This window comes from Streptomyces sp. NPDC001787 (genome assembly GCF_040297465.1).
GTDB lineage: Bacteria > Actinomycetota > Actinomycetes > Streptomycetales > Streptomycetaceae > Streptomyces.
Window position 1 is genome coordinate 16,620 of record NZ_JBEOZE010000011.1, and the last position, 13,455, is coordinate 30,074.

Here is a 13,455-nt window from a genome sequence, read left to right on the forward strand (position 1 = left end):
GTTGGCACATGGAACGAACGGACTCCACCGAACAGGGGGCGCGAGATGAACGCACTGCACAGCACCAGCTCAAGCGCAGTTGTCACGCGTCTCCACGACGTCGGCAGGAGCCCGGAGAAGTCCGGTGCGGCAGGGGGTACCTCCCTGGCCGAACGGAGCCGCGAGCTCGGGGGAGCGCGGGGATGCGTTCGGGGCGCCGGGCGTCAGCATCCGTCGTTCATGACGGTCGTTGACGCGCCCACGGGGGCCAACGGGGGAAATCACGGGGGAGCCGCGTACGGGGAGGCCACAGGGGAGCGGAAGGCCTCGACGGGGACCGGGGACGCCGAAGCGGCGTTCACGGCCTACGTCCAGGAGCGCCGCGCCTCCCTGTACGCAACCGCCTATCACCTGACCGGCGACCGGTTCGAGGCCGAGGATCTGCTGCAGAGCGCCCTCTTCTCGACGTACCGGGCGTGGGACAGGATCAGTGACAAGGCGGCGGTCGGCGGATATCTCCGCCGCACCATGACCAATCTGCACATCAGCGCCTGGCGCAGGCGCAAGCTCAACGAGTATCCGACCGAGGAGCTGCCGGAGACGGTGGGCGACACGGACGCGATGCGCGGTACGGAACTGCGGGCAGTGCTCTGGCAGGCGCTCGCCCGGCTGCCGGAACTCCAGCGCACGATGCTGGTCCTGCGGTACTACGAGGGGCGGACCGATCCGGAGATCGCGTCGATCCTCGACATCAGTGTCGGCACGGTGAAGTCGAGCATCTGGCGGTCGCTCCGCCGGCTGCGCGAGGACGAGGTCCTCAGCTTCGGCCGTGACGAGGAGGAGTCCTTCGGCGAGCTGGTGGCCTGAGGCAACGGGGGAACGGGTCGTCGCCTCGGGGGAGGCGGCGGTACGGGGATACGGGGGAACGGGGATACGGGGAACAGGCCGGCGCTTCGGGGGAGGCGGCGGTACGGGGAACGCAGCGGGGTCGGACGGGCCGGGGGGTCCTGTCCGGCCCCGTTCGCGTACGCCCACGGGCGCGGGAGCGCCGACGGGTGCGAGCGCGCCCGCGCCCGTCGCTCAGTGTCCCGCGGACGCCCCGCGACGGCAGCGGCCCGCCGCCGCGGCGGCCAGGCGGCCCAGCGCCTCGTCCTTGCCGCAGGGGTACGCGCCCAGCGCCGTCTGACGGGCAACGATCCGCCGCTCGGCCCGCATCAGACGCCACCCGCGCCGCAGCAGGAACGGCACCGACTTGCGCCCCTCGCGCAGGTCCCGCAGCAGCCGCCGCCGGAACGTCGTCGACGGACGGCCGCGCAGGCACAGCGCGTCGGCCAGCAGCCCCAGTTCCCGGCAGCGCTCGACTATGTCCGCCGCGAAGATGCCCTCGGCCACGAACAGCGGTGAACGCTCGATGTGGAACGCCTCCCGGTCCGTACGGGCGCTGATGGAGATGTCGTACACCGGCACCTCCGTACGGCCCGTGCGGCACAGCTCCTCGATGGCCCGCACCGCCGCGTCCGCGTCCCAGGACTGCGCGGAGTCCCAGTCGATGTCCCCGCTGCCCGGGACCTGGGGCAGCGAGGGGTCGTCGCCCTCCTTGTAGAAGTCGTCCAGGCGCAGCACCGGCAGACCGGTGCGGGCGGCGAGGGACGACTTCCCGGAGCCTGAGGGGCCCGCGAGCAGAACGACGCGGGTCGGGATCGGTTGGGAACTCACAGAACAGAAGTGTGAGGCATTGACCCGCGCAGGGGATCCCTCGGAGGTCTTGTTGGTATCGAGCATCACACCTCAACTACTCTGCGCGCACGCACGATTACACATCCAGACTCGATCAGGTGGGAAAATCATGGGACTTCATGCACGCCGGCCCGCACGTCGCGTTCTGCTGCGCGCCGGTCTGACCATCACCGCGCTGGGCGCCGCCCTCGGTGGCGGAGCCGCGGCGGCGCAGGCGGCACCGTCGCACACCGCGCCGGCCAGCGAGGCCGACAGCACGATCGGCGCGCTCACCGACGCCGCCGGGCCCGCGCTGACCGGGGCGCTCGGGTACTCGCTCGCCGGCGCCCTCATGCCCGTCACGGACATGCAGCTCGACCCGCTGGCCGGGACCGGGGTGGATCCGCTGGACAACGCGGTGGGCACCCAGATCGCCGACTTCCAGCCGGTGACCACGGCCGTCCTCACCGATCCGCTGACCAGTGGCGGCGCGCTGAACGACCTCCCCCTGGTGGGGCAGGTCACCGGGCTGGTCACCAGCGCACTGCCGGGCACCACCGGGCCCGCCGCGGGCTGACGCACGGCGCAGGGCCGCCCCTCGCGTGGAGGGGCGGCCCTGCGCTGCGCTGCGGGGTGCTGCGGGGCGGTACACGGCACCCCGGCCCGGTCAGTACTCCGGCACTCGGCCGGGTCAGTACGAGGAGCCGGAGGCTCCCAGGGCGCCCGTGGGGTGCCAGACCGTCTTGGTCTCCAGGAAGGCCGTCAGCCGGTCCGTCCCGGGGTCCGCCGTCCAGTCGGTGGAGCCGCCCTCGCCCTCCGCGTCCACCGGGCGCGGGCGCAGAACCCGCTTCAGGTTGTCCGCGGCGGCGATCTCCAGCTCCTTCGCCAGCGCCGTGTCCGCCCCCGTCAGGTCGATGGCGTTGACGTCCTGGTGGGAGGCGAGCGGGGCCGCGAGCTCGGCGGTGTCCCCGGACAGGATGTTCACCACACCGCCCGGCAGGTCCGAGGTGGCCAGCACCTCGCCCAGGGACAGCGCGGGCAGCGGCGATCCGGCCGAGGCGAGGACGACCGCGGTGTTGCCGGTGGCGATCACCGGCGCGATCACCGAGACCAGGCCCAGGAACGAGGACTTCTGCGGGGCGAGGACCGCGACCACACCGGTCGGCTCGGGGGTGGAGAGGTTGAAGAAGGGGCCCGCCACCGGGTTCGCCCCGCCCACGACCTGGCCGATCTTGTCGGTCCAGCCCGCGTACCAGACCCAGCGGTCGACCGCCGCGTCCACGACGGCCGCCGCCTTGGACTTCGACAGGCCCTCCGCGTCCGCCACTTCGCGGACGAACTGGTCCCGGCGGCCCTCCAGCATCTCGGCGACGCGGTAGAGGATCTGGCCGCGGTTGTACGCGGTCGCGCCCGACCAGCCGCCGAACGCCTTGCGGGCGGCCACGACCGCGTCGCGGGCGTCCTTGCGGGAGGACCGGGGGGCGTTCGCCAGCCAGTTGCCCTTGGAGTCCGTCACCTCGTACACCCGGCCGCTCTCGGAGCGGGGGAACTTGCCCCCGACGTACAGCTTGTAGGTCTTGAAGACGCTCAGACGGTTATCGGACATCGAGGTATGCCTCCAGGCCGTGGCGGCCGCCCTCGCGGCCGAAGCCCGACTCCTTGTAGCCGCCGAAGGGCGACGTCGGGTCGAACTTGTTGAACGTGTTGGCCCAGACGACGCCCGCACGGAGCTTGCCCGCCACCGCGAGGATGCGGGAGCCCTTCTCCGTCCAGATGCCGGCCGAGAGGCCGTACTGACTGTTGTTGGCCTTGGCGACCGCCTCGTCCGGGGTGCGGAACGTCAGGACGGAGAGCACCGGGCCGAAGATCTCGTCACGGGCGACCGTGTGCGCCTGGGAGACGCCGGTGAACAGCGTCGGCGGGAACCAGTAGCCGGCCGAGGGGAGTTCGCAGGGGGCGGTCCAGCGCTCGGCGCCCTCCGCCTCGCCCGTCCCGACGAGCGCGGTGATCCGGGAGAGCTGCTCCGCGGAGTTGATCGCGCCGATGTCGGTGTTCTTGTCCAGCGGGTCGCCGAGCCGGAGCGTGGACAGCCGGCGCTTCAGGGAGTCCAGCACCTCGTCGTGCACCGATTCCTGGACCAGGAGGCGGGAGCCCGCGCAGCAGACCTGGCCCTGGTTGAAGAAGATGCCGGTGACGATGCCCTCGACCGCCTGGTCGACCGGCGCGTCGTCGAAGACGATGTTGGCGCCCTTGCCGCCCAGTTCCAGGGTGGCCCGCTTGTCCGTGCCCGCGATCTGGCGGGCGATGGCCTTGCCGACGGCGGTCGAGCCGGTGAAGGCGACCTTGTCGACGTCCGGGTGCCCGACGAGCGCGGCACCCGTGTCGCCGTATCCCGTGAGGATGTTGACGACGCCCTTGGGCAGGCCCGCCTGGCGGCAGATGTCCGCGAAGAACAGCGCGGAGAGCGGCGTCGTCTCGGCGGGCTTGAGGACCACCGTGTTGCCGGTGGCGAGCGCCGGGGCGATCTTCCACGCGAGCATCAGGAGCGGGAAGTTCCACGGGATGACCTGGCCGGCCACGCCCAGCGGGCGCGGGTTCGGCCCGTAGCCCGCGTGGTCCAGCTTGTCGGCCCAGCCCGCGTAGTAGAAGAAGTGCGCGGCGACCAGCGGGAGGTCCGCGTCGCGGGTCTCCCGGATCGGCTTGCCGTTGTCGAGGGTTTCCAGGACGGCGAGCTCGCGGCTGCGCTCCTGGATGATCCGGGCGATCCGGAACAGGTACTTGGCGCGCTCGGAGCCGGGCAGCGCCGACCACTTCTCGAACGCCCTGCGGGCCGCCTTCACGGCCCGGTCGACGTCCGCCTCGCCCGCCTGCGCGACCTCGGAGAGCACCTCCTCGCTGCTCGGCGAGACGGTCTTGAAGACCTTGCCGTCGGCGGCCTCGGTGAACTCACCGTCGATGAACAGGCCGTACGACGGGGCGATGTCGACGACGGAGCGGGACTCCGGCGCCGGTGCGTACTCGAATGCAGATGCCATGGGGATCAGTCCACCGTCACGTAATCGGGGCCGGAGTAACGGCCGGTGCTGAGCTTCTGGCGCTGCATCAGCAGGTCGTTGAGCAGGCTGGAGGCGCCGAACCGGAACCAGTGGTTGTCCAGCCAGTCCGCGCCCGCCGTCTCGTTCACCAGCACCAGGAACTTGATCGCGTCCTTGGAGGTGCGGATGCCGCCGGCGGGCTTCACGCCGATCTGTACGCCGGTCTGCGCCCGGAAGTCGCGCACGGCCTCCAGCATGAGCAGGGTGTTCGCCGGGGTGGCGTTGACCCCGACCTTGCCGGTCGACGTCTTGATGAAGTCGGCGCCGGCCAGCATGCCGAGCCAGGAGGCGCGGCGGATGTTGTCGTACGTGGACAGCTCGCCGGTCTCGAAGATCACCTTCAGGCGCGCGGAGCCGCACTCCGCCTTCACGGCGAGGATCTCCTCGTACACCTTGAGGAACCGGCCGGAGAGGAACGCCCCGCGGTCGATCACCATGTCGATCTCGTCGGCCCCGGCCGCCACGGCGTCGCGGACGTCCGCGAGCTTGACGTCCAGCGCGGCGCGTCCGGCGGGGAAGGCCGTCGCGACGGACGCCACCTTCACTCCGGATCCCGCCAGCGCGGCGACGGCGGTCGCCGCCATGTCGGGGTAGACGCAGACCGCCGCGGTGCGCGGGGTCGTGCGGTCGGTGGGGTCGGGGTTGACGGCCTTGGCGGCGAGTGCCCGGACCTTGCCCGGGGTGTCCGCGCCTTCCAGCGTCGTGAGGTCGATCATCGAGATGGCGAGATCGATGGCGTACGCCTTGGCCGTCGTCTTGATCGAACGGGTCCCGAGGGAGGCGGCGCGCGCTTCGAGGCCGACGGCGTCGACGCCGGGGAGCCCGTACAGGAAGCGGCGCAGCGCAGCGTCGGACGCGGTCGCGTCGGAGAATGCGGGTGCAGTGGTGGGCATGGTCACCAGATGAGCATATCTACGCGCGTAGCGACCTGTACAGGGGCCCCGGTGGACCGGCGGTCCCGCGGAATTCCCGGGTGTCGCGGCCCGGCGGCGCGCGGTGCCGGGCCCGGCCGCCCCGTCACCGTCGGCGGCCGTCAGGCAGAATCGGCCCCATGACGAGCCCCACACCTCCCGCAGAGCCGACCTACGCCGCCCGGACCTTCCGGTCGGGCGCGGGGCTGGTCTGCGGTGTGCTGCTGCTTCTGCTGGCCGCCTGGCTCGCCGGGGACGCCATGTTCCGGGGCGAGGGACAGGTGCCGTGGCTGGCCCTCGCCGCGCTGCTCATGGTGGCGCCGCTGATCGTGGCCTTCACGCTGCGTCCCGCGGTGTTCGCGACCGACCGGGACATCAGGATCCGCAACCCGTTCCGGACGATCGCCCTGCCCTGGAGCGAGGTCGCCGATGTGCGGGCCGGGTACTCCACCGAGCTCTTCACCCAGGGCGGCACCAAGTACCAGCTGTGGGCGGTGCCCGTCTCGCTGCGCGAACGCAAGCGGGCGGCCCGCAGGGCCTCGCGCCAGGCGCACGACGACCCGTACGGCCGGACCTCCGTGCACGCCGACGTACGCGACACCCAGGCGCGCGTCGCGGCGGCCGACCGGGCCGTGCTGGACCTGCGGGAGCTGGCCGAGCGGGCCGGGGCGGTACGGGACACGGCGGCCACCGGGAGCGGGACCGGCGACGCCGCTTCGGCCGCGACCGCGGTCACGGCCCCGTCCGTGCGGTGGGCCGTCGAGCTGATCGCGCCCGCCGCGGCGGGCGCGGTGCTCCTGGTGGTGCTGCTCGCCGTGGGATGAGCGGGACGGCGGGGAGGCCGGCGGCTCCGGCGTCGGCCACCCGGAGTCAGATTCCCGCAGCCGCCGCCAGGTCCCGCTTGATCCCCGCGAGGAGTTCGGCGCCCTTCGTCCGCGCGGCGGGCAGTTCCGCCGTCGAACCGACCGGCACCACGACCTCCAGGTAGCACTTGAGCTTGGGCTCGGTGCCGCTCGGACGGACGATCACCCGGGCGCCCCGGAGCCGGTAGCGCAGCCCGTCGGTGGGCGGCAGCCGCTCGGTGCCCCGGGAGAGGTCCTCGGCCGAGAGGACCGCGAGGCCCGCCAGCGCGGTCGGGGGCGCCTCGCGCAGGCGCCGCATGGCGTCGGCGATGACCGACAGGTCCTCGACCCGCACCGACAGCTGATCGGTGGCGTGCAGCCCGTGCGCGAGGGCGAGGTCGTCCAGCAGGTCCAGGAGCGTACGTCCCTGTTCCTTGAGCACGGAGGCCAGTTCCGCGACGAGCAGGGCGGCCGTGATGCCGTCCTTGTCGCGGACGCCTTCGGGGTCCACGCAGTAGCCGAGCGCCTCCTCGTACCCGTACCGCAGGCCGTCGACGCGGGCGATCCACTTGAAGCCGGTCAGCGTCTCCTCATGGCCGAGACCCGCCTTCTCGGCGATCCGGCCGAGCAGTGAGGACGACACGATCGACTCGGCGAAGACCCCCGTCGCGCCCCGGTCCACCAGATGGGCGGCGAGCAGTGCGCCCACCTCGTCGCCGCGCAGCATCCGCCAGCCGCCCTCGGCGGCGGCGTCCGGGACGGCCACGGCGCAGCGGTCGGCGTCCGGGTCGTTGGCGATGACCAGATCGGGGTCCGCCCGGCGCGCGGTCGCGAAGGCGAGATCCATGGCGCCGGGCTCTTCCGGGTTGGGGAAGGCGACGGTGGGGAAGGCGGGGTCGGGCTCGGCCTGCTCGGCCACCAGCACCGGTTCGGGGAACCCGGCGCGGGCGAACGCGGCCGTCAGCACGGAGGTGCCGACGCCGTGCATCGCGGTGTACACGACCCGGGCGGTGCGCGGGGTCCGCGCGCCGAGCACCGCGTCCGTGCGGGCGAGATAGGCGTCCAGCACCTCCTCGCCGAGCACCTCCCAGCCGGACTCGGGACGGGGTACGCCGTCCAGCGGGCCGACGGCGGCGATCGCGGCGGCGATCTCGCCGTCGGCCGGGGGCACGATCTGCGAGCCGTCGCCGAGATAGACCTTGTAGCCGTTGTCGCGCGGCGGGTTGTGGCTGGCGGTGACCTCGACACCGGCCACGGCGCCCAGATGCCGTATGGCGTACGCCAGGACCGGGGTGGGCAGGGGCCGGGGGAGTACGGCGGCCCGCAGCCCGGCACCGGTCATCACCGCCGCGGTGTCCCGGGCGAAGTCCTCGGACCTGTAGCGGGCGTCGTACCCGATGACGACGAGCCCGCCCTTCTGCCCCCGCGCCGTGAGGTACGCGGCGAGACCGGCGGCGGCCCGGATCACGACGGACCGGTTCATCCGCATCGGCCCGGCCCCGATCTCGCCGCGCAGCCCGGCCGTGCCGAACTGGAGCGTGCCCGCGAAGCGCACGGCGAGCTCGTCCAGGTCCTGCGCGTCGATGAGCCCGCCGAGCTCGGCACGGGTCTCGGGGTCCGGGTCCTCGGCCAGCCAGGTCCTGGCCTGCGCGATGAGGTCGTGCTGCACGGGGTCCACCTTTCGGGACGCGAGGGGCGCCGGCGGCGCCGGCGGTGCGAGGGGCACGGAAGTGCCGGGGCATACGGGGCGTGCGCGGCGTACGACCGCGTACACGGCGTACTCGGCGTACGGAGTCGTACGGAGTTCGTACGGTGTCGTAAGGAGACGTACGGCGTCGTACGTGCGGGCACGGACGGCTACGGACGGCACGGGAAGGGGCGGGGCCGCCGGGGCGGGCGCGCGCCCCGGCTCAGATGCGGTCCAGCACCCGGGCCAGCAGCGAACCCATACGGGTCGCGGAGTCCCGTCCCGCCTGGAGCACCTCTTCGTGGTTGAGCGGCTCCCCGGACAGTCCGGCGGCGAGGTTCGTGACGAGCGAGATGCCCAGCACCTCCGCTCCCGCCTCCCGGGCCGCGATCGCTTCGAGGACGGTCGACATGCCGACCAGGTCGCCGCCCATGACCCGGACCATGTTGATCTCGGCCGGGGTCTCGTAGTGCGGGCCGGGGAACTGCACGTACACGCCCTCTTCGAGCGTCCCGTCGACCTCCTTGCACAGCGCGCGCAGGCGCGGCGAGTAGAGGTCGGTGAGATCGACGAAGTTGGCGCCGACGATCGGGGAAGCCGCCGTGAGGTTGATGTGGTCGCTGATCAGCACCGGCTGACCGGGACGCATGCCCTCGCGCAGTCCGCCGCAGCCGTTCGTCAGGACCACGGTTCCGCAGCCCGCGGCGACGGCGGTGCGCACGCCGTGCGCGACGGCGGCGACCCCGCGGCCCTCGTAGTAGTGCGTACGTCCGAGGAAGACCAGGACGCGCTTCGCGCCGATCTTGTACGAGCGGATCGTGCCGCCGTGGCCCTGGACGGCGGGTGCGGGGAACCCGGGAAGCTCGGTCACCGGGAACTCGGCTTCCGGAGTGCCGAGTGCGTCGCCCGCGGGAGCCCAGCCCGAGCCCATCACGAGGGCGACGTCGTGGGTCTCGGCGCCGGTCAGCTCGCGCAGACGGGCGGCGGCCCCGGCAGCGGCGGCGTGGGGGTCGCCCTGGATGTTGTCCGGAATAACAGATGCGTTCACGCGGATGAGCGTAACCGGTGATTCCCTACGCGCGTAGATGCCCATGCGAAGAGTCTGGCCGGTCATGGTCGTACTTTCATACGAACGCGTGAACGAGGGGGAGCGGGCGGAAGGTGGGCCCGCCGGCTGTCAGCAGGGCCGCTTGCGCAGCTCCATCACATAGTCGTGCGGTGCGCCCGCGGACTCCGCGGCGTCCGCCAGTTCGCCGAGATACCGGGCCGAGGGCAGCCCGCCCTCGTATCCGTTCAGTACGTACATCCAGGCCGGCTCCTCGCCGTCCAGGGTGTGCACCCGCACCCGCATCCGCCGGTAGATGTCGAGCCCGACACCCTCCCAGCGGTCCATGGAGTCCTCGTCCATCGGCGCGAGGTCGTACAGCGCCACGAACACCTGGGACCGCGGCGCCTCCACCACGGTGGCCAGCGCCCCCTCCCAGCCCATCTGCTCCCCGCCGAAGGTCAGCCGCCAGCCGTTGAGCCAGCCGGTACCGCGCAGCGGCGAATGCGGGGCGCGGCGGGTCATCAGCCGCGCGTCGAGGTTGCCGGCGTACGCGGCGTAGAGCGACATGAGGTCGAGGGTACGGGAGGTGGCCGCGGGAGTGCCGATTCCGGCGAGGAAGCCCCCGGTCGGGGAGTTCTCCGCGCGTCGCGCGGGCGCCCGCACCACGTATGGAGGGCCCCGGGGCGAAGCACTTTGGCGCGTGCGGGACAATGGAGTACGTACTGCATTCCCCCGGGGCGATCCCCCGGACCCCCGGCCGGGGCGGCAGACGGCCGCGGGATGACACCACGCGAGGCGGACTTTTCGTGACCCGGATCGTGATCATCGGCGGCGGCCCCGGCGGCTACGAGGCGGCACTGGTGGGCGCCCAGCTCGGCGCGGAGGTGACCGTCGTGGACTGCGACGGCCTCGGCGGAGCCTCGGTACTCACCGACTGCGTGCCCTCGAAGACCCTGATCGCGACGGCGGAGGTGATGACCACCTTCGACTCCTCGTACGAGGAGCTGGGCATCATCGTCGCCGACGACACGCCGCACCTGGAACAGGCGGCGCGCGTGGTCGGCGTCGACCTCGGCAAGGTCAACCGACGGGTCAAGCGCCTCGCGCTCGCCCAGTCCCACGACATCACCGCCTCCGTCACCCGCGCCGGTGCCCGGGTGATGCGCGGCCGGGGCCGTCTGGAGGGCCTCCAGGCCGCCGACGGGTCCCGCCAGGTCGTCGTGACCGCCGCCGACGGTACGGAGGAACGGCTCACCGCCGACGCCGTGCTGGTCGCCACCGGCGGTCACCCCCGCGAGATCCCGGACGCGCTCCCCGACGGCGAGCGCATCCTGAACTGGACCCAGGTCTACGACCTCGACGAGCTCCCCGAGGAGCTGATCGTGGTCGGCTCCGGTGTGACGGGTGCCGAGTTCGCGGGTGCCTACCAGGCGCTCGGCTCGCGCGTCACCCTCGTCTCCTCCCGGGACCGGGTGCTGCCCGGTGAGGACCCGGACGCCGCCGCCGTCCTGGAGGACGTCTTCCGGCGCCGGGGCATGAACGTCATGGCCCGCTCCCGGGCCCAGTCCGCGAAGCGGGTGGGCGACCGGGTCGAGGTCACCCTCGCCGACGGCCGGGTCATCTCCGGCTCGCACTGCCTGATGGCGGTCGGCGCGATCCCGAACACGGCGGGCATGGGCCTGGAGGAGGCCGGGGTCCGGCTCAAGGAGTCCGGGCACATCAGGACGGACCGGGTCTCCCGCACGAGCGCCCCCGGCGTCTACGCGGCGGGTGATGTCACCGGGATCTTCGCGCTGGCCTCGGTCGCCGCGATGCAGGGCCGGATCGCGATGTACCACTTCCTCGGCGACGCGGTGGCCCCGCTGAACCTGAAGACGGTCTCCTCCAACGTCTTCACCGACCCGGAGATCGCCACCGTCGGCTACAGCCAGGCCGACGTCGACGCGGGCAAGATCGACGCCCGTGTGGTGAAGCTGCCGCTGCTGCGCAACCCGCGCGCCAAGATGCAGGGCATCCGGGACGGGTTCGTCAAGATCTTCTGCCGGCCCGGCACCGGCATCGTGGTCGGCGGCTGTGTCGTCGCGCCGCGCGCCAGCGAACTCATCCATCCGATCTCGATCGCGGTCGACAACAACTTGACGGTGGAACAGATCGCAAACGCTTTCACCGTGTACCCGTCCCTGTCCGGATCGATCGCCGAAGTGGCCCGGCAACTGCACACCCGCAAGCTCAACGGCGAGGCGTAGAACCCGGCAATCCCCGGCAACCCCCGGCAACTCAGGCGGGTCCGGGGGCGCCGCGCGATCACTTCGGGACAACAGAGGGGCCGCCTATATCACTTGGCGGCCCCTTGTGCGTACAACTTCTGTTATTCGGCGCAAACCGCTGAAAACCATCCGGCGGTCACGTTACTGTCAGTTCCGTGTTCGCTGCAGAACGTCGTCAGTTGATCCTCGAAATGGTGCGTGCCAACGGGGCGGTATCGCTCCGTGAGCTCGCCCGCGTCGTCCAGACCTCCGAAGTGACCGTACGGCGGGACGTGCGGGCACTGGAGGCAGAAGGACTCCTCGACCGCCGGCACGGCGGTGCGGTCTTGCCGGGCGGTTTTACGCGGGAGTCCGGCTTTCCGCAGAAATCCCACCTCTCCACCGCGGAGAAAACGGCCATCGCGGATCTCGCCGCCGGTCTCGTCGGCGAGGGCGAGGCCATCGTGGTCGGCGCCGGTACGACCACGCAGGAGCTGGCCCGCCGGCTCGCGCGGGTCCCCGGTCTGACCGTGGTCACCAACTCGCTGCTGGTCGCCCAGGCGTTGGCCCATGCCAACCGGGTGGAAGTGGTGATGACCGGAGGCACCCTGCGCGGGAGCAACTACGCCCTCGTGGGCAGCGGGGCCGAGCAGTCCCTCCAGGGGCTGCGGGTCTCGCGCGCGTTCCTGTCCGGGAGCGGCCTCACGGCCGAACGGGGCCTGTCCACCTCCAACATGCTCTCCGCGAGCGTCGATCGCGCACTGGTGCAGGCCGCCGCGGAGGTGGTCGTCCTGGCGGACCACACCAAGCTGGGCTCGGACACGATGTTCCAGACGGTGCCGACGGACCTCATCACCCGGCTGGTGACGGACGAACCCCCGCTCCACGACGAGCGCGCCGCCGCCGAACTCCAGGCCCTGGCGGACCAGGGCGTGGAGATCACGGTGGCGGGGCAGGAACCGGGCACCTCCGGCGGGGAGGGCGCGCCCCCGGGCCGCCCGTCCGCCCGCCGCGACATGCCCCTGCCGGGGCAACGCCGTACGCAGAACGGGGGCCTGGGGAGCCCGCTGCGGAGCGCGGCGGCCATGCCGGAGCAGGGCGACCGGGCCCGGGTGGCGGACCTCCGCCGGCGCTGAGGGCCCTCCCGCCCGGGGAGACCGCCCCTCCGGGGCCGTGTCACCCGTCGGACACCCGCCGGGCCCGGCCCGGCCTTCCGCCCGCCGCCGGGCTCGCGCGCCCCTGCGGGGCGGGCTCAGGTCCCGCGGGGTCAGCCGCGCGCGGGCTCCTCGCGGCCCTTCAGACCCTGGAGCGTCAGGAGCAGCAGGCGGTCCGCCAGCGCCGGGTCGTCCGGCGTCTGCTCCGCGGCCAGCGCGATCGCGTTCGTGAGCTGCAACAGATCGTCGATCGAGACGTCCGCCCGCACCGACCCGCTCTCCTGCGCCCGTGACAGCAGCCGGGCGCCCGCCTCCCGCAGGGGCGTATGGCACTGGGCCAGCGCCGAGGTCTCGTCGCGGGACGCCGACATGAGCGCCTGGGCCAGCCCGCGGTACTCACCCGCATGAGTGACGATCGCGCCCAGCCACTCCACCAGCGCCCGGCACGGCTGCTCGGCGCCCGCCAGCTCACGGGAGCGCTCCAGGAGCGCGCTCAGGGCCTCCTGGAACACCGCGTTCATCAGGGCGTGCCGGTTGGGGAAATGCCGGTACAGCGTCCCGATGCCCACACCCGCCCGCCGCGCGACATCCTCCAGCGAGGCATCGGTGCCGTGTTCCGCGAACGCCGTACGGGCCTCGCCCAGCAGCCGGTCGTAGTTCCGGCGCGCGTCCGCGCGCATCGGACGGTCCGGCCCCTGCGCCGTGCTCGTCGACATCGAGATCGCCCTTGCCATCGCGCAGTCCTCCCAGAATCCCTGGGTCCAGGATGCCACCGCA

At 72.5% G+C, this 13,455-nt stretch carries 13 protein-coding genes; 5 read left to right on the forward strand and 8 right to left on the reverse strand.

Annotation, left to right across the window (positions count from 1 at the left end; all coding sequences use genetic code 11):
* The first annotated feature begins 45 nt into the window (after positions 1–45).
* Positions 46–846, forward strand: coding sequence for a SigE family RNA polymerase sigma factor (locus ABT170_RS17340; protein ID WP_351868214.1), 801 nt, complete (start codon positions 46–48; stop codon positions 844–846).
* A gap of 213 nt (positions 847–1,059) precedes the next feature.
* Here the strand turns inward: ABT170_RS17340 and ABT170_RS17345 are convergent, their stop codons facing one another.
* Positions 1,060–1,761, reverse strand: a complete 702-nt coding sequence (locus ABT170_RS17345; protein ID WP_351868217.1) for a uridine kinase family protein — start codon at positions 1,759–1,761, stop codon at positions 1,060–1,062.
* A gap of 64 nt (positions 1,762–1,825) precedes the next feature.
* On the opposite strand from ABT170_RS17345, the gene ABT170_RS17350 reads away from it, so the two are divergent.
* Entirely contained in the window at positions 1,826–2,272 is a 447-nt protein-coding gene (locus tag ABT170_RS17350) for a hypothetical protein (protein WP_329946401.1), read from the forward strand.
* 114 nt (positions 2,273–2,386) lie between these two features.
* Here the strand turns inward: ABT170_RS17350 and ABT170_RS17355 are convergent, their stop codons facing one another.
* Genes ABT170_RS17355 through deoC form a run of 3 tightly spaced genes read right to left on the reverse strand, consistent with a single transcriptional unit; the run spans position 2,387 to position 5,683 of the window.
* Positions 2,387–3,301, reverse strand: a complete 915-nt coding sequence (locus ABT170_RS17355; protein WP_329946400.1) for an aldehyde dehydrogenase family protein — start codon at positions 3,299–3,301, stop codon at positions 2,387–2,389.
* On the reverse strand, positions 3,291–4,730 hold the full coding sequence (locus tag ABT170_RS17360) for an aldehyde dehydrogenase family protein (protein ID WP_329946399.1): 1,440 nt from the start codon (positions 4,728–4,730) through the stop codon (positions 3,291–3,293). Before ABT170_RS17360 ends, ABT170_RS17355 begins: the two co-directional genes overlap by 11 nt.
* A 5-nt stretch (positions 4,731–4,735) precedes the next feature.
* Positions 4,736–5,683, reverse strand: coding sequence for a deoxyribose-phosphate aldolase (deoC, locus tag ABT170_RS17365; protein ID WP_329946567.1), 948 nt, complete (start codon positions 5,681–5,683; stop codon positions 4,736–4,738).
* 158 nt (positions 5,684–5,841) lie between these two features.
* Here deoC and ABT170_RS17370 point away from each other — a divergent pair, with 158 nt between their 5' ends.
* Positions 5,842–6,525 (forward strand): PH domain-containing protein, encoded by a 684-nt coding sequence (locus ABT170_RS17370; RefSeq protein ID WP_351868223.1) that lies wholly within the window; start codon positions 5,842–5,844, stop codon positions 6,523–6,525.
* Positions 6,526–6,571: 46 nt separating this feature from the next.
* Here the strand turns inward: ABT170_RS17370 and ABT170_RS17375 are convergent, their stop codons facing one another.
* The 3 genes from ABT170_RS17375 to ABT170_RS17385 all read right to left on the reverse strand — a co-directional run bounded on the left by ABT170_RS17375 (position 6,572) and on the right by ABT170_RS17385 (position 9,845).
* Positions 6,572–8,212 carry a phospho-sugar mutase gene (locus ABT170_RS17375; RefSeq protein WP_329946397.1) on the reverse strand — a complete coding sequence of 547 codons (1,641 nt, stop codon included), beginning with the start codon at positions 8,210–8,212 and terminating at the stop codon, positions 6,572–6,574.
* A gap of 241 nt (positions 8,213–8,453) precedes the next feature.
* Positions 8,454–9,278 (reverse strand): purine-nucleoside phosphorylase, encoded by an 825-nt coding sequence (locus ABT170_RS17380; protein WP_329946396.1) that lies wholly within the window; start codon positions 9,276–9,278, stop codon positions 8,454–8,456.
* Between the two features lie 129 nt (positions 9,279–9,407).
* The gene (locus ABT170_RS17385) at positions 9,408–9,845 is read right to left on the reverse strand and encodes a gamma-glutamylcyclotransferase family protein (RefSeq protein ID WP_073718187.1); all 438 of its coding nucleotides are present in this window, start codon (positions 9,843–9,845) and stop codon (positions 9,408–9,410) included.
* A gap of 239 nt (positions 9,846–10,084) precedes the next feature.
* Between ABT170_RS17385 and ABT170_RS17390 the strand changes: the two genes are divergently transcribed.
* Positions 10,085–11,524 (forward strand): NAD(P)H-quinone dehydrogenase, encoded by a 1,440-nt coding sequence (locus ABT170_RS17390; protein WP_329946395.1) that lies wholly within the window; start codon positions 10,085–10,087, stop codon positions 11,522–11,524.
* A 176-nt stretch (positions 11,525–11,700) separates the two neighbouring features.
* Positions 11,701–12,660 carry a DeoR/GlpR family DNA-binding transcription regulator gene (locus tag ABT170_RS17395; protein WP_329946394.1) on the forward strand — a complete coding sequence of 320 codons (960 nt, stop codon included), beginning with the start codon at positions 11,701–11,703 and terminating at the stop codon, positions 12,658–12,660.
* Between the two features lie 131 nt (positions 12,661–12,791).
* Here ABT170_RS17395 and ABT170_RS17400 read toward each other — a convergent pair whose 3' ends face one another.
* Entirely contained in the window at positions 12,792–13,358 is a 567-nt protein-coding gene (locus tag ABT170_RS17400) for a TetR/AcrR family transcriptional regulator (protein WP_443034388.1), read from the reverse strand.
* Positions 13,359–13,455: the final 97 nt, after the last annotated feature.